Here is a 17,693-nt window from a genome sequence, read left to right as displayed (position 1 = left end):
GTACATAAATAAGCCTGTTAAAAATCAACCGGAGGATGTAAAAACTACTTTTTCTTCAGGATCATTTTTTGACTGTCGGCATCCACAACTTTTCGGGTAAATTCCACATAATCGGCATATTTCTCAGGCGGAAATACCCCCCTGTTTTTGACACTTCTCCGCGTATAGACAATGGAGTTCTGGCTGTGTTTCAACTCAGATTGATACGCACCAAACTCTGTTTCAATTTTTACAGGTTCAGGCAAATATTCAATTTCGTAGCCTTCCGGAATAACAAAAGTAACGCAATCCTCATCCTGGTACGACAACCGCGTTTTAAACGGAAATTTTCGGTCGCTTGTTTTTTTCGGGACTGAACTGTGCTTGTTTAAAATGTTTACCGGCACAAACATACGGTCGCCCATTTTTGTCGCAAAGCGATCAACCTCCAGCAAGCGTGTCCGGGTAGCTGAAGGAATTCTTTCCGGGCGGTTTTCATAGGCAATCGTACGGTAATTTGCCCCGGGAATATTACTTGTTTTATAGGCATCTTCAATTATATCTTCGTGGGTTTTCCGCAGGTCTCTCTCAATGGATTCATACTGAAGCCCGTTGAATTCTACTGTATCGTTTACAACCGCATGCCCACTCTCGTTAACAAGTATCGAAGCTTTCATTTTCCAGGTGTTCTCGTTCAAACCATAATTCTTTGTCTGAATCAGGCGACTGTTGTTTTTATCAATCAGCAGCGCACTTCGTTCCGAAGTGAAACTCCCCTGAAAGCCAAAGGGTGAGAACTGGCTGGTACATTCCAGAAAAATCGTATCCGATTCAACAGGTACGGTAAGAATGACGTGATTAAAATTCTGGGATGGAAAATCAACATCGATTTCGCCGGAGTTTGCCCCGGCCTTAACAAGCGTATAGAACGATTCGATGCCAATACTTTGCAACATCGACTTCATGTAATTGGTCAATGCCTTGCAATCGCCGTATCCTACCTCCTCTACTTTTTGTGCCGGGAATGGCTGAAATCCACCGATTCCCAACTGAATACTGACATAGCGGGTGTTTTTCTGCAATAACTCATAAACCAGCTTTATTTTTTCCACAGGATCATCTGCAGAAGCTGTTAATTCTTTCAGAAACTGCACGCGGTCTTCCGGCAGGTCATTTCTGTCTTCGATTAAACTATATACCCAATCTCCAAACGCTTTCCAGCTGTCCATGCTCCCTTTGGTTCCGTAAAACTCAAAAGTAAGGGGAGCAACTACCACGCGCGGAACAAAATTAACCATCGATACCGTCAACGGCTCATGTTCCAGTGCCTCCATGTTTTCCAATTCCCACAAGTAGGTTTTTACATCATCAACCAATTCTCCATTTTTAACCGTATTAACCAACTTGTTCGGTTTAATCCTGATCCCCTCATCTTCATAATCAAGAATTTTATAACTGGCGTATACGATCGATTTGTTGTAAGCATCGCAAGGCATCCAGTTGTAAAAATCGATGGCCCCTTTCTGTTCAATCGTGCATTCATATTCAACCGTATAAGGATAGGTACTAATCTGGGGAGTGATGCGTTTAAACCGGCCGTCGGTGTACATCGAAAAGCCATCAAACATCGTCTGGTCGTACACTTCGCTTTTCTTCACTTTTTTGATCAGTTCGCCCTCTTTATCGTAAAAATTAGCCACTTTAATATCCACCTCACTGTTCGAATCGTAAGGAATAAACAAAACTCCCTCGCCTTCCCCGTTTTCATTAAAAATGGTAATCACCTCTTTTATGGAATACCTGATTTTTGTTTTTGAGAAAATTTCCAGCGTTGTTTCACTGGTTCTCACAACCGAATTTGCGTCGGTCAGCAAGTTGGCTGCAATTTCCGATACCGGATAAAATACATCTTTAGCCGAAGTTACAGTAACGGCAATGAGTAGGATAAGCGATAAAAACAACAGTTTTACTTTCATGGGTAATTGGGTTGATTGTTGCACAGTATTAACTTCAGGGACAGCTCCCGGGCGAAATAAACTATTTCAGAATCATATCTTCTTCAAAACGATTTGCTGATTTTGCTTCTCAATAATCATATTGAACAACTCTTTCAGGTTCACATAGTCTTCCGCGAGCATTACCGGTTTATTGATTGTTAAAGAAGTGGTTATATGAATTTGTTTTTCTCCGATTTTATTGGCCGAGAACATAAAAACGGCCTTACTATCAGGCAGCCCTGCTTTGGTAGCTTCGGGTAACTCATCCACAACATACCCTTCGGGGACATTGAGTACGATCATTTCATTTTCTTTAAAAGTAAACCCAAAGTTAACCGGGTATTTTCGCTCTTTCAATTTAAACGGATTCTCGTCCATTGTATTAAAAATAATGGGCGAAACATATATTTTATCTCCGGCAAAGATGCTTTTATTGCCCACCGAAAGCTCCATTTTTTCTACCACCCGGGGTTCCAAACAACTCAACCCGTTTATCTCGTGCAGAGCAATATCCCAGTCCTGGTTATCTTTTGCAAAATCTTCGGTGAACTTTTCGACACTGCTAAACTGATCAACTTTATCGCGGAACGCCTGCGCCGAATACCCATTACGTGCCACCCCCAGGCTGCCCGACAACTTCCCGTCAGGCTCTACGTTTAGCGTTGCAATATAATTGGCGGTCGAATTCCCGATTTCCATCAACTCCACCCATTCAGGGTTGGTATTCCCGATAATCAGTCCCCTGCCATTCAAACATTCGAAAGGGAGCTCGTTAATTCCATTGTACTTGTTGGCAGCATCTAACAATACCTTATTTCCGTCAACATCGCAAACCAAAGCAACATAATCAAAACCGGTTACGGTGGGAAAAATAAAGGCACCGTTCTCGCGCGTACTTAAAACAACAGGTTTTACATCGAAGCCGGCCGACCTTAAATAACCTGCCAGCAAAAAATTAATGTCCGCCACATTCCCGTTTTTATCTTTCACAACACTCCGAAGTCCCTTGGAGTAAATTCGTCGGAAATCGTTGAACTTATAATTGGCACGGACATGCGAAAGCAATCTTTCCACTTTCTCCTGGTTGCTGCCTGCACCGGCAATCAAAGCATCGGTTTCTTCCTGAAGAAATTTCACCGGGCCAAAAACAATCTTTCCAAAGTCTTCATCATCGGTTAGTTCTTTGTTGATGGATTCCCACGACTCGGCATAGGAATATAATTTATCTCCCGGAAATTGGACGTATTGCAGCTCGAACTGAACCTGCTGAATGTAATTATCAACCGTTGATGTAAATGCTTCCTCTTTAAAATCAGGCACATTCTCCGCAATAAAATGATACCTGGCTGAATTGAATGTTACAATATCTGAGTTGAATTCGGTGTTGAAACCCCCAGGAGACCCGTTACTAACTCTTGTCTTCGACATTAAAGTGACTTTGTCGGATACGGTAGTCTCATCGGCAAGCGTAAAACTTTCAAAACCCAAGGTAAACTTCCGGAACCTGAAATATTCCGGAATTTGCACTTCGTATTCGCTAAATACAGTTGGAATAGAGTGTTGAAACCTCCAGGGCCGCATATTCCGGAAAAAAGCTTTACAATCGATGGTATAAACCACATCGATAACCGAACCGGCTTTCACATTGGGCAGCGAGAAACTTTGAAGCTGGTAATACTTGTTTACTTCCTCCAGGTGAACATCTTTTTTGGTGAGCTCGTCTTTTACCACATTCCCGTTTTCGAGGTTAAAAGTAACAGCCTTTAAGCCATTAACTTCCTCGCTATTGCTTTGGTTTGAACTCAGTCCGATTTGAAAATCGGCGTAACTCACTCCTTCTTTCTTCAGTATTTTTATTCGCTGGTGTTTGGTAAAAAGCAGCTTCCATCCGTTCGATTGATCATATTTTATCTCACTCTTCCCCTTTTCAAATAAGATAACAGCCACTGCCGAAGTATCTGGCGCGTACACCTGCATTTCGAGGTCACTCTCATCAATCTTTCCAAACTTGATTTTGCTGTTTTGCCCCACAGAAGTGATGTAAAATACACACAAAAGAGCTAGCATTAGTAGAGTTTTCATAAGTCTCTGGTTACTTGGTTAAAAATTAGTTTTTAAACAGTTGAAGTTAGAAAAAAAAACATTCGGGAAAGACACTGTTTTAAAAAGTCAGCAATTTAGACCAGTTCTATTTTCTACTGCTTTGTTTCAGAATAATAAACGAAATTCACGGGATTGATTTTTAAGTAAAAAGTAAAACCGGAGCAAACTTGAATCTTCAATTAATTCCGTAATTATATAGAAGTGCACTCTTTGAATTTGTTGAAAAAAATCTTTTTATATGATTACGTTGTTTATTATTTTAGAAAAAAGGTGAACTTTACCAAGCCTTCCAACTTGTGACGAATGGGACAGTACAGTGACGAGTATGTAATTTACTTATGGGAATCATTTTTGAGTGGAAACGATAAAAGCTTTTCCTCTCTTTATGAGCTGCATATAAATCAATTGATTTCTTATGGGTATAAGCTTTGTGCCGATCGGGAAATAGTCCACGACAGTTTGCAGGAAATCTTTATCGATCTGTTCATGAAACGAAAGAAACTGAATGTCGATATCAAAAACCTGAAAGCCTATCTCTTTGTCTCGTTAAGAAACAGCCTGCTAAAAAAGATCAAAAGCAGTAAAAAAATTGAGTTCCTCGATATTAAAGAAGACAAATTTGATTTTGATTTTACCATTGAATACAGTTACCAGGACAAGCTTATTGAAGAAGAAACAACCCGAGAAATAAGACAAACCCTCAAGGCGGCCGTATTAAAACTTCCTCCCAAACAAAAAGAAATCATTTATCTGAAATTCGAAGAGGAAATGAGCTATCCGGAAATAGCTGATATTATGATGATTTCGGTTGAATCGGCCCGCAAACTTTTATACAGGGCATTACTATCACTGCGCAGTGAAATTCATACTGACAGCTTCGCTCCCATCTTTTTTCTTCTTTCTTCAAAAATTTTCTCGAATTAATGTCCATGTTTTAATTCATAAGAGCCCTTACTAGTGTAAGTCTCTTATGCCAATGGATAAATTTTTGAAATATTACGAAGATCAGAACTTTGTGCGATGGGTACTCAATCCCACCAAAGATCTGGAGGAGTACTGGGATGATTACATAAAAAAGCATGAATCCGAAAAAGAACAAATCCGGATCGCGCGCATGATCGTCTCACATCTTCAGTCTGCCCCTACCCCCGATGTATCAGGTGTATCAAAAGAAGTTTTTTCTTCCATTGTAACGGAACTCGACAACAAGGGAAGAAAATCAAGGAAGAAGATCATCTTGTTTTCGTACTTCCGGTATGCGGCAGTCGGAATTCTCTTCTTTGTTATGGGTGTCGCAATCAACCAATATTTAAATAATAATAAGGATAACGGGGTTCTCGAGAATATCCAGGTTAGTAATTCCCCTGGCTATTCAACTCTGATCCTTTCTGATGGGAGTAATGTTCAGATACCGGAAAAAAAATCGGAGATCGAATATAAATCGGACGGACAAATTGTTATCAATAAAAAAGATACGGTTTCAACTCCCAGAATAACCAACAATGAAAATATTAACGAGCTTTTTGTTCCCTATGGCAAAAATGCATCGATAAAACTACCCGACGGAACACTTGCCCATTTGAATGCAGGGTCGCGTTTGGCATATCCTTCCAGTTTTGACGGCGGGAAAAGGGTTGTTTCCTTAATAGGTGAAGGCTATTTTGAAGTAGCGCACGATGTAAGCAAACCTTTTATTGTAAAAACGGAAGAACTGAATATTGAAGTACTGGGCACCCAGTTTGACTTATCAGCCTACCCGGCTGACAAAATCGTTGAAACCATCTTGGTGGAAGGAAAAGTGAAAATAAGCAAACCCGGTTTTCACCTGGGAAGCAAGGAATACATTTTGGAACCCAACCAACGCGCAGCCTTCGACATCGAAACAAAGAAAACCAGTATTTCAAAGGTTGATGTCGAGAACTACATTTCCTGGCACCAGGGATACCTGATCTTCGAAACTCAGGAGCTAAACAGAGTCATCAAAAAGCTGGAACGGTACTACAACATACAGATTGGCTTGGCCGATCCAACCATGGGAATGTTGAGAATTACCGGGAAGCTGGAACTGCGGGGCGATAAAGAAACAGTATTAAACATCTTTGCCAAAGCCGCATCGTTGGATTTGGTAAATACAAATGAATCTGAATATATGTTAAGATAAAAAAGAGAAAGCCAGGTCGTGAGCCACCACTTCCCGGCTTTAAATAGTGTAAATAATAAATAATTTAACCTAGCAAATTTATGAGAAAATTACGAAAGAAATACCTTTTCAAGAGAAAAGGTAATGTTCTCAATTTCAAAAAAATGAAACTAACACTTATCTTTACCTTCTTAGTCTGTACGGTTGGATGGGCTAATTCCTATTCTCAAAATGCAAAATTGAGTTTTAACCTGAAAAATGCGACTGTTCAGGAGTTAATCAATCAGATTGAAGATCAAACTGATTATTACTTTCTGTACCGTGACGAGATTTTTGTTCAGGGACAGCGAATTACGATCCAGGCCAAAAATCAATCTCTGGATGTTGTTTTAAAGGAATTCTGTGATCAGGCTTCCGTTTCAGCCGAGATTGAAGAGAACCAGATTATCCTAAAAAAGAGACTGAACGAATTGCAGCCTGTAAAACAGGATCCCCAAAAACAAGTTACGGGGGTTGTAAGCGGCGTTGACGGACAACCGATTCCCGGTGTATCAATTATAATTATGGGAACAACCCGGGGGACGGTTACCAATGTTAACGGAGAGTACAATATTGATGTTGCCAGGGGCGATACCCTTCAGTTTTCGTTTGTAGGAAAAAATCGTGAACTAAAAGTGATCGGTGCTCAAAACATTCTGAACGTTACTATGTACGACGACGAGACACAACTAGAAGAAGTACAAGTAGTTGCTTTTGGAAAACAACGCAAGGAAAGCGTAATTTCCTCGATCGAAACTGTACGCCCTGCTGAATTGAAGCAACCAGCATCGAACCTTACTTCTGCCCTGGCTGGTAAAATTCCCGGGATTATTTCATACCAAACATCCGGAGAACCGGGGGCCGACAACGCACAGTTTTTTGTTCGCGGGGTTACCACCTTTGGTTATAAAACCAATCCCTTGATCCTAATCGACGGATTTGAAGCATCTTCAGACGACCTGGCCCGTTTGGAACCGGACAACATTGAAAGTTTTTCGATCTTAAAAGATGCCTCGGCTACCGTTCTTTACGGTGCAAGGGGCGCCAACGGTATCATCATTGTTGAAACCAAATCGGGACGTGAAGGCCCTGCCAAAATCAATGTAAGACTTGAAACACACCTGGCAACGCCTACCAAAATGAATGACTTGCTCGACGGTGTAGAATACATGAAATTGTACAACGAAGCCAGGGTTTCGCGTAACCCAATACTAGGCACCTATTATAGCGAGCAAAAGATTCAGTCGACCGCTGACGGTGTAAATCCAATGATTTATCCGAATATTGATTGGTACGATGAACTTTTTGAAAAATCAACCACTAACAAAAAAGCAAATTTCAATGTTTCCGGCGGAGGTAAAGTGGCAACCTATTACGTTGCCGGATCAATTGAAAACGAAACAGGGTTGTTAAAAGTTGACTCGAAAAACAATTTCAACAACAACATTGATATTAACCGTGTACAATTGCGTAACAACGTTGTGATCAGAATCACTCCAACTACCAAACTCGACACCCGTTTGCAGGGAAGGTTCGAAAGATACAACGGACCGAACGCATCAGCCAGCTCCATCTTCCGCATGGTAATGAACTCCAACCCGGTTGACTTCCCGGCGGTTTATGAACCGGACGAGGCACATAAGTATGCCGATCATATCCTGTTTGGAAATACATTCGTATCAGGTAGTTTAAAACAAAACCCATACGCAGAAATGGTTCGCGGATATGAGGACAAAAACGAAAGTTCAATTACTGCCATGGCCACGCTTTCGCAAGACCTGGACTTTATCACCGAGAACCTGAAATTTCAGGCGAAAGCTTCGGTAAACACCTGGAGCAAGTATTCAAGTAAGCGTTTTTACAGTCCTTTCTATTACGACCTGGAAAGCTACAACCAGATTACCGGCGAATACAAATTATTCGAACTTAACTCGCAAAGCGGACAAGGTTATCTGGGAGACGTTAACCCGGGACGCGACGCAAGTGCGCATTATTATTACGAAGCACGTTTGAACTGGGACAAAGAATTCGGAAAACACAGCCTTGGATTAATGACCGTTGGAATGTTCGAAGAATACCTGTTAACCAGTGGAAACAGTAACTCGATCTACGAAACATTGCCCGAGAGAAACATGGGTAATTCAGGACGTTTAACCTATGATTATGATACCCGGTATTTTCTGGAATTCGCTTATGGTTATAACGGATCGGAAAAATTTAGTGGAGCAAAAAGATTTGGTTTCTTCCCCTCTGTGGGTGGGGGTTGGTTAATTTCCAACGAGCGCTTCTGGGAACCGATGAAGAAAATAGTCAACACCATTAAATTAAAAGCAACCTGGGGTAAAGTAGGAAACGATGCCATTGCTCAGCGCAAAGACCGTTTCTTCTATCTTTCTGACATCTCTAAAGGTGGTAACGGCTATCGTTGGGGAAATACATTCATGAATTCTTACGGTGGCTATCAGATCAACCGTTATGCCAATGAGGAAATTACCTGGGAAGTTTCAACAAAAATGAACCTGGGACTTGAACTTACATTCTTGGATGATGCCTTGAAAATACAGGGAGATATGTTCAAGGATGTAAGGGATAATATTTACATGCAGCGTCAAAATTTCCCGTCAACAGCAGGCTTGGAAGCCGCAATAAGCGGAAACGTAGGGAAAGTGAAATCGTGGGGCTACGAAGCTTCAGCAGACTACCAGTATATTTCTACCAACGACTGGTGGCTGACCGGACGCGCCAACCTTACTTTTGCCACCAACGAATATGTTGAGCTTGACGAAAAAGAATATGCCGATGAATACCTGAAACGTAAAGGTCATTCTATTAATCAATGGTGGGGCTTAATTGCCGAACGTTTGTTTGTCGACGAAGCTGAAATTGCCAACTCTCCCAAACAAGATTTCGGAACTTACCAGGCCGGTGATATTAAATACAAGGATGTAAACGGCGATGGTATTGTTAATTCAAACGACCGAGTTCCTTTGGGATTACCAACTGTTCCGGAAGTTCAATACGGCTTTGGAGCGTCGGGTGGTTATAAAAATTTCGATTTATCTTTCTTCTTCCAAGGTAATGCACGGGTTTCTCTGTTCATTAACCCGGGAACAAATGATGATGGTATCGCCCCGTTTGCTTCGCGCCGAAATGCACTTGCTTTAATTGCAGAAGACCACTGGTCTGAAACCAATCCGGATGTACATGCATTCTGGCCTCGTTTATCGGTTGATCCACTCGCCAACAACACCCAGACTTCAACTTGGTGGCTCAGAAACGGTGCTTTCCTTCGTTTGAAAACGGTGGAAATGGGTTACAACATTTCTTCCAAAAAGTTTAAAAAGATTGGGCTTGAAAATGCGCGAATCTATTGTAGTGGAGTAAACTTGTTTGTAGTTAGTCCATTTAAGTTGTGGGATCCTGAAATGGGGCGTGCCGGACTGGGATATCCACCCAACCGAAGGTTTAACGTTGGAATTCAATTAGCATTTTAATTTAAAAAAAATTTGATATGAAAATATTGACAAGAATATTAGCAGTCATATACATTCTTTCAGTTATACCTTCGTGTACAGAATATTTGGATGTAGTTCCGGATAATACCATTACGCTGGAGGACTTGTTCAAAAAGAAAGAAGAGGCATGGGACGCTTTGGCAAAAGTGTACAACTACATGCCCTCAGATGATGAAACACACAACACCTCATGGACACTTGGAGACGAGTGGCTGGGACGACTGGACCTTAACGACAATACCGGTCATTTAAGAGGTATAAGAATTATGAGAGGTTTGCAATCTGCCAACTCCCCCTTATTGGGTAACTGGTCAGGTACAGGTGGTGGACGTCCTTTGTACGAAGGAATCCGGCAAGCCAATGTATTCCTTGCGCACATCGATAAAGTACCTGATATGACTGATCTGGAAAGAGCAGACTGGAAAGCACAGGTGAAGTTTTTAAAAGCCTACTACAACTTTCTGCTAGTTCAGCGCTACGGCCCGATTGTTATTGCCGATGAATTAATTACAGCAGATGCCTCGCCTGATCAACTCTTTCTGACACGTTCGAAAGTGGATGAGTGTTTTGATTACATCATCACCCTTATGGACGAAGCTATTCCTGATCTGAAAGAGAAAGCTCCTGCCACTCTGCTAGGTCAGGTTGACCAGCTGGTAGCCAAAGCCATTAAAGCACGTGTAATGTTGTTCCGTGCCAGTCCTTTCTTCAACGGCAATATGGAGTACTTTGGTGACTTTGTAGATGCCGACGGCCAGGCATTTTTCCCATTGCAGTACGATAAAGAAAAATGGAAAGACGCTATTGATGCCATCGAAGATGCAATAAGCACCTGCGAATCTGCCGGAATAGCTCTTTATACGTACGAAAAAGAGCCCTATCTATTCGATCGTGAAGACTTTGCCGAAAATCAGGAGAAGATGAAAAAGCTCTATGATTTAAGAATGGTGATTACCGACCCCTGGAATAAGGAACTTATCTGGGGATACTCAAATATTGATATTTACAACCAGGGAGAATTAGCCCACTCAACCAACATGCGTCTACCGGAAGGTTATGGAGATGGAACAACCAATACAGCTGGCTTTTCATGGCAGTGGATGGGTGCCACTTACCGCATGGCAGAACGCTATTATACAAAAAACGGAGTACCGATTGAGCAGGATGTAACTTTTGAAAATGACAAAAAATTCGAAATTATACAAACTCCGGGAGTAGACGACGAAGAATATGCCGAGTTAAAAGGGATTATGCAGCCGGGGGCGGAAACAATCAAACTTTATCTGAACCGTGAACCGCGCTTTTATGCCAACCTGGGAATAACCGGAGGTTACTGGCGTACACACGGAGTTCGCATCAATACCATGATGTATGCCGGAGAAGATGGCGGTTACAATTCTTCGCAACATACAACAGACTTTTACGAAACAGGAATTGCCATTAAGAAATTTGTTCACCCCGAGTCGAAATCGGGTGCATGGCAACGTACCATCAAATACCCTTACCCGATCATTCGCTTGGCCGACCTGTATTTGATGAAAGCAGAAGCTTTGAACGAGTATTTCGATGCTCCGACACAGGAAGTTTACGATGCCATTAACCTGGTTCGTGAACGTGCAGGAATTCCAAACGTTGAAGATGTTTGGGCTGATCCAAGTATCGTAAGAACAGCTAACAAGCACAAAAGCAAAGAAGGCATGCGCGATATTATCCTGGAAGAAAGAGGTGTTGAGTTTGCTTTTGAAGGAAGTCATTTCTGGGATATGATCAGACATCGCAAAGCAATAAACGAATTCTCTTCCCCGGTATGGGGATGGACTCACACAGGCGAAACCGGAGCCGACTTTTTTATACTTCAGGCGAAACAGTCGCGTCAGTTTACCATCAACAACTGCCTGTGGCCTATCGACTTAAATGAATTGAATACAAATTCCATGTTGATCCAGAACCCTGGATGGTAGCATGTAAAACCCTTTAAAGAAAGGAACTTATGAAAACAAGAATATTTAATATCTTATTTTTAATCGCTTTGGTTGGCATTGTTTTCTCCTGTAACGAGGAAGAAACACGCATAAGTGGATCTGATGATTCTGTTCCGCCTAACCAGCCAACCGATATTACTTATAGTCCTCTATACGGAGGCGCCCGTTTCTATTACGAAATACCCGGCGACGAAGACTTATTAAGTGTGGATGCTGTTTACACCAATAAAAAAGGGAAAACCTTCTCTTTCTCGTCGAGTTATTTTAAAGATTCTCTGGATGTTTACGGATTTGGAGATACGATTGAATACCAGGTTGACCTCTATGCGGTTGACCGTGCCGGCAATAAATCAGCTCCGGTAAAGGTAATGGTAAAACCATTGCAGCCCGCCATCACCCGGGTAGCCGAATCGATGGAAGTAAAACCAGGGTTTAGTTCATTCTTTGTTGACTGGAAAAACGATCTGGAACAAAGCATCAACGTATACGTAGATTTTACGTTCAGCAAAGACGGAGCGGATCATTCGTTCACATCCGTATTCTCGTCCAACCTGCAAGAGGAAAGACGCTTTGTCGAAGACCTTGATTTGGGACCTGACAATCCCATTTCCGTAAAGCTGCGTGTTGAAGATATTTACGGAAACATTACCGAGTCAATAGATAAAGGAACCCTGACCTTATACGAAGACATGGAAATTTCGAAGGAAAAATGGGTGCTGCCTGCTGCGAATGACTCCATCGGAGGAGTTCCTCAGTGTTTTGGCGACGGCCTGGAAGGACGCCTGCGTTATGTGATCGATGGAATTATTGACCGTGGAGATAACCTCAACTTTATGCATACCCAAGCAAGGGGACGTACCGGTAATAAAGATGATGGAAATATGCCCTGGAATTTTATCATTGACCTGGGAGATTACTACGAATTGAGCCGGATCGTTACCGTTCAAAGACACTCAGGTGGCTTGAACAATGTTAACAGAGGCCAGTACTACAAGTCAGAGAACGTTGGTATTTACGAAATGTATTACTGGGACGAAGATTCGTCAAAGTGGAGCATCATCTCTGAACACCAGATTCCGGTTCCGGTTGGCTTAAGCGAATTAGAGTTTGTGAAAAAAGGAGAAGCCGGCGATATGGCCTATATGTATCCCGATGATCCGCAGTACACCAAACCTACCCGATGGTTTAGGTACAGGGCTATGAAAGGTTTTACAGCCAATTATACCCGTGAAGATGCAAACTGCTTATCGGAACTAACTCTTTACGGACGAAAAGCCGGTCAATAAAAACAGATTAAAGTTTATCATATGAAATACATAGCATTATTAATAATTATAGCTGCTTCTCTTTACGGATGCAGTGATATGTATGAATTGCAGGAGAAGTACGAAGGAGAAATAGTATATCCGGCGCGTTTCGACACGATTGTTGGGCACATAGGTTATGAGCGCGTTGAAATCGATCTGATGAAAGCCGGCCGTGTCCCTTCCAGTCAAATTAAATTGGGCAAGGCTCAAAAAACCGTTGTCGAGTATGACGATCAGGTGCTTACCATCGATTCACTGGTATCGTATGTAAATATTACCGGACTATCACTTAGAAAGTTGTACCGTTTTAAAATTTACACCATCGACGAGCACAACAATCCGTCGGTACCACAGGAAATTGCTCTTATTCCGTTCACCGCAGATGATCTGGCCTCTATGCAAGTGAGTACTCCCAGAATTTTGAAATCGCCAACAGCGGCCGTTATCGACTGGCCCAACGGATTATCTTCGGTTCTGCTCAACTATTACGGCTTATCGTTTGAATATGTTGACAAGGATGGCGTTACCCGAAAAGGTGTGCGCGGCGATAATTCCCGTTTCTTTGTAGGAAACGTTAGTGCCGGACAAGCTACTGAAATCAATATCGATTATAAAATCATACCGATTGTCAATAGCACGCCTATTCTGGATACCGTTGTTTTAAACGACAAACTGATGATCGATATGCCAACAGGTTCTACCGAATTTTCAGTGGCAGAAAGGGATATCTTACTCGCCAACGGGGTTGAAACCTTTACTTCTGATGCTGTTTCATCGGTTTCCAAACTGGTTTACCCGGTTCATGCCAATACTCTGCAGGATATCTTCTATTTCCCGGGGTTAAAAGAATTGGATTTAACAGGAGGAGATCTGTTCCTGTTGCCTGAATTAACTTATGACCGCGGTGGGTATACTGACGTAGTTGGCGGAGGTAGTTATTCTCCGTTCATGAGAAAAGTAGGCGACATGTCGGAAGCAAATGCGCAAACCCTGAAAGACCTGATGGAAGCAGGCATTTTGGAAAAGGTTTATTACAGACCCAATTCAATGGGCCTCGACAATTTGCTGCAGCCTTTTGTTGAAAGCGGAATTGTTGAGTTAGTGGAAGGACCATCATCGGTACTGATCGACAACCAGTTCCTTTTAAACGGAAATGTTCAGTCGACCAACTTTAACATCGATGTGACCTACCCTGCCACCGATGCTCCGACAGGCGAAGGTTTGGAAAATATTTACAAAGTGGTTTGCAAGGCCAAAAGTGCCTCCATGGTATTTGCTTTACCCAAGGAATATGAGTTCAATGTGACGGATTACAGGTATTTGAAATTTAGAGTTTATGCACCTGCTAAAAGTGTATTTACCGGCGACAATAAAGAGTTTCAACGTCTATGGCCGCGTTTCATGAACAGAATGTGGTCTTTTGGCTCCAACTCAAGCTATGGCCAGCAATACTGGGCGCTGGATAAATTTTACATTGACGATACTCAGTTACAAAAATGGACTGACATTACGATAGACATGTCGCAGGCTTTGGATAAGCACAACAGGGTGATCATTCTGAATATTGGAGGAGAACCCGGCGTTGCCCCTTCGCCTGATGTGGTTTATTATTTTGCGAATATCCGTTTCGAAAAGGAATAGACCTGAACGGATTTTACCTCTTAAATTGAGGACCCAAACCAACTAATTCATACATTAAGGTTTTTCCTTCCCGGTTTTCCGGGAAGGAAATTTCTTTTTATAGCCTTTATTAACGACCAAACATGCAACCTTCAAACTCACTTTTTTCATTATTACCATCCCCTTAATTCCCGCTCAAAAACCTTCGTTTCAAAATAATATTGAACAAAATGATATATGAACAGCAAGTCAACAATTGGATCATAGACAAGTTCAATCACGGAAATCAGTACATAAGTTTTACATTTGCCTCAATACTTAAACTGACATTCGATTTATAATGAAATTTTCAATTTTTATTTTTATGCTGGCCCTTTTTCTGGGCTGTACAAATTCGGAGACAAAGAACCATTCTCAAAACAATGCTACTGCGAGTTTGGTCGATCTTGTAAACCCCTTGATGGGTACCGATTCGGAGTTTAAACTCTCCAACGGGAACACCTACCCGGCTATTGCACGCCCCTGGGGTATGAATTTCTGGACGCCCCAAACCGGGAAAATGGGTGACGGATGGTGCTATGGCTACGATGCTTATAAAATTCGTGGTTTTAAACAAACCCATCAGCCAAGTCCGTGGATCAATGATTACGCAGCTTTTTCGTTAATGCCCGTAACCGGCGATCTGAAATGGAATGAAGACGAGCGCGCTTCCTGGTTTTCGCACAAAGCCGAAGTGGCGCGCCCTCACTACTACAAAGTTTACCTGGCCGATTACGATGTAACAACCGAGTTCTCTCCTACCGACCGTGCGGTTTCTTTCCGCTTTACTTTTCCAGAGAACGATCATTCGTACATTGTTCTGGATGCGTTCAACGGCGGATCGATGGTAAAAATCATCCCCGAGGAAAGAAAAATTATCGGTTATTGCCAGAACAACAGCGGTGGCGTTCCTTCCAATTTCAAAAACTACTTTGTGGCCGTATTCGACAAAGATTTTGAAGAAGTAAAAACCTGGAAAGACGAAAACCTTCAGGAAAGCACCGAAGCCAAAAGCTTTCACGTGGGCGGCATTGTAGGTTTTAAAACCCAAAAGGGAGAAAAAGTGAACGTAAAAATCGCCTCCTCCTTTATTTCTCAGGAACAGGCAGAACTGAACCTCTCCCGCGAGATCGGCGATAAAACCCTGGAGCAGGTAAAAAATGAAGGAGCGGCCATTTGGGAAAAAGAACTATCGAGAATAAAAGTAGAAGGAGGCACTGAAGCACAGCAAAAAACATTCTACTCTACCTTGTACCGCGTGTTGCTGTTCCCGCGTAGTTTTTACGAGTACGACCAGGACAACAAAGTGATTCATTACAGCCCATACAACGGCGAGGTGCTCCCCGGCTATATGTATACCGACAACGGTTTTTGGGACACTTTCCGGGCAGTATTCCCGTTTTTTACGCTGATGTACCCGGAGCTGAATGCACAGATAATGGAAGGACTGGTAAACACCTACAAAGAAAGTGGCTGGTTGCCTGAATGGGCAAGCCCCGGGCACCGTGGATGTATGATTGGTTCCAATTCAGCCTCGCTTATTGCTGATTCATACTTAAAAGGAATCCGCGGTTACGACATTGAAACCTTGTACCAGGCCATTCTGAAAAACACCGAAAACTGGATGGAAGACATTACCTCGGTGGGCAGATACGGGGCCGATTACTACAACAAACTGGGTTACATTCCCTACAACGTGGGAATCAACGAGAATACAGCCCGTACGCTGGAATATGCCTATGCCGACTACTGTATCTGGAAACTGGCCCAGGCACTGGAGCGTCCGCAGGAAGAAATTGATTTGTTTGAGAAACGGGCCCGCAACTTCCGCAATGTATTTGACCCGGAAACCAAACTGATGCGTGGTAAAAACGAAGACGGAACTTTCCAGGCTCCGTTCAGTCCTTACAAATGGGGCGACGCCTTTACCGAAGGAAACAGCTGGCATTATACCTGGAGCGTTTTCCAGGATGTGGAAGGGCTAAAACAGCTAATGGGAGGAAACGATGGTTTTGTGGCTATGCTCGACTCGATTTTTGTGGTTCCGCCCATTTTCGACGATTCGTACTATGGTTTCCCTATTCACGAAATACGCGAAATGCAGATTGCCGGAATGGGTAACTATGCACACGGAAACCAGCCGATCCAGCACATGATTTACCTCTACAATTATTCTAGCCAGCCCTGGAAAGCGCAATACCATGTGCGCGACGTACTCGATAAGTTGTATTCGTACCAGGCCGACGGCTATTGTGGCGACGAAGACAATGGGCAAACGTCTGCCTGGTATGTTTTCAGCTCCATGGGTTTTTATCCGGTTTGCCCCGGAACCGATGAATACGTACTGGGAGCACCCTTGTTCAATAAAGTTACCCTGCAGCTTGAAAACGGGAATACCTTTGTGATCAATGCGCCCAACAATTCAAAGGAAAATATTTATGTGGATGCTGCCACCGTAAACGGTGAAAACTACACGAAGAATTACCTGAAACACGCCACCATCCAAAACGGTGGTGAAATGACTTTCTCCATGTCAAACACCCCCAATAAAGAGCGGGGAACGAATCCGGAAAGTTATCCGTACTCGATGACCAACGAGATGAAATAAGAAGCTTGTACATATAAAAACAGGCCCAGCGCTTGTAAACGAAGATTCCATCTTTCCATTCCTCACGGAAAAAAGATGGAATCTTTTTTTGCAAGCCTGTGCTTCGCTAAAGAGATAGCCCACAAATCTTCACGCTTTCATTTTCGTACTTGAGTATCCGTGAAAAATAAACTTAAGGAGAACGTCTTAAGCGATAAACACCCCCTTGATCCCCCAAAGGGGGAAATCCCAGTCAGGCAAATGATGTCTTGTCCTAAAATAGGTTTACACAAAAAGTAAATTTATGTCAGGATTTATAGTTTATGATGAAAGCTTCAAGCGACGGGTAGTTGCTGAAGTTTTAACCGGGCAAATAAGCAAAGAA

9 protein-coding genes are annotated in these 17,693 nt (G+C 42.5%); 7 read left to right on the top strand and 2 right to left on the bottom strand.

Features of this window, described 5'->3' with window-relative positions:
* Positions 1–44: 44 nt before the first annotated feature.
* Positions 45–1,955: a DUF3857 domain-containing protein gene (locus INQ51_RS18845; RefSeq protein ID WP_233379503.1), complete on the bottom strand. Its 1,911-nt coding sequence runs from the start codon at positions 1,953–1,955 to the stop codon at positions 45–47.
* A 72-nt stretch (positions 1,956–2,027) separates the two neighbouring features.
* Entirely contained in the window at positions 2,028–4,058 is a 2,031-nt protein-coding gene (locus tag INQ51_RS18840; RefSeq protein ID WP_233379502.1) for a DUF3857 domain-containing protein, read from the bottom strand.
* A gap of 324 nt (positions 4,059–4,382) precedes the next feature.
* Here INQ51_RS18840 and INQ51_RS18835 point away from each other — a divergent pair, with 324 nt between their 5' ends.
* From INQ51_RS18835 to INQ51_RS18805, 7 genes are all read left to right on the top strand, one after another.
* Positions 4,383–5,003: an RNA polymerase sigma factor gene (locus INQ51_RS18835; RefSeq protein WP_233379501.1), complete on the top strand. Its 621-nt coding sequence runs from the start codon at positions 4,383–4,385 to the stop codon at positions 5,001–5,003.
* Positions 5,004–5,055: 52 nt separating this feature from the next.
* Entirely contained in the window at positions 5,056–6,240 is a 1,185-nt protein-coding gene (locus tag INQ51_RS18830; RefSeq protein WP_233379500.1) for a FecR family protein, read from the top strand.
* A gap of 143 nt (positions 6,241–6,383) precedes the next feature.
* Positions 6,384–9,752, top strand: coding sequence for a SusC/RagA family TonB-linked outer membrane protein (locus tag INQ51_RS18825; RefSeq protein ID WP_233379499.1), 3,369 nt, complete (start codon positions 6,384–6,386; stop codon positions 9,750–9,752).
* 17 nt (positions 9,753–9,769) lie between these two features.
* Positions 9,770–11,734 (top strand): RagB/SusD family nutrient uptake outer membrane protein, encoded by a 1,965-nt coding sequence (locus INQ51_RS18820; protein WP_233379498.1) that lies wholly within the window; start codon positions 9,770–9,772, stop codon positions 11,732–11,734.
* A gap of 29 nt (positions 11,735–11,763) precedes the next feature.
* The gene (locus INQ51_RS18815) at positions 11,764–13,041 is read left to right on the top strand and encodes a DUF4959 domain-containing protein (RefSeq protein ID WP_233379497.1); all 1,278 of its coding nucleotides are present in this window, start codon (positions 11,764–11,766) and stop codon (positions 13,039–13,041) included.
* Between the two features lie 21 nt (positions 13,042–13,062).
* On the top strand, positions 13,063–14,703 hold the full coding sequence (locus INQ51_RS18810; RefSeq protein WP_233379496.1) for a DUF4998 domain-containing protein: 1,641 nt from the start codon (positions 13,063–13,065) through the stop codon (positions 14,701–14,703).
* 319 nt (positions 14,704–15,022) lie between these two features.
* Entirely contained in the window at positions 15,023–17,329 is a 2,307-nt protein-coding gene (locus tag INQ51_RS18805) for a GH92 family glycosyl hydrolase (protein WP_233379495.1), read from the top strand.
* The last annotated feature ends 364 nt before the right edge of the window (positions 17,330–17,693 follow it).

It is taken from the genome of Maribellus sp. CM-23 (assembly GCF_021354595.1).
Lineage (GTDB): Bacteria > Bacteroidota > Bacteroidia > Bacteroidales > Prolixibacteraceae > Draconibacterium.
This window is presented reverse-complemented; position numbering and strand designations above follow the sequence as displayed.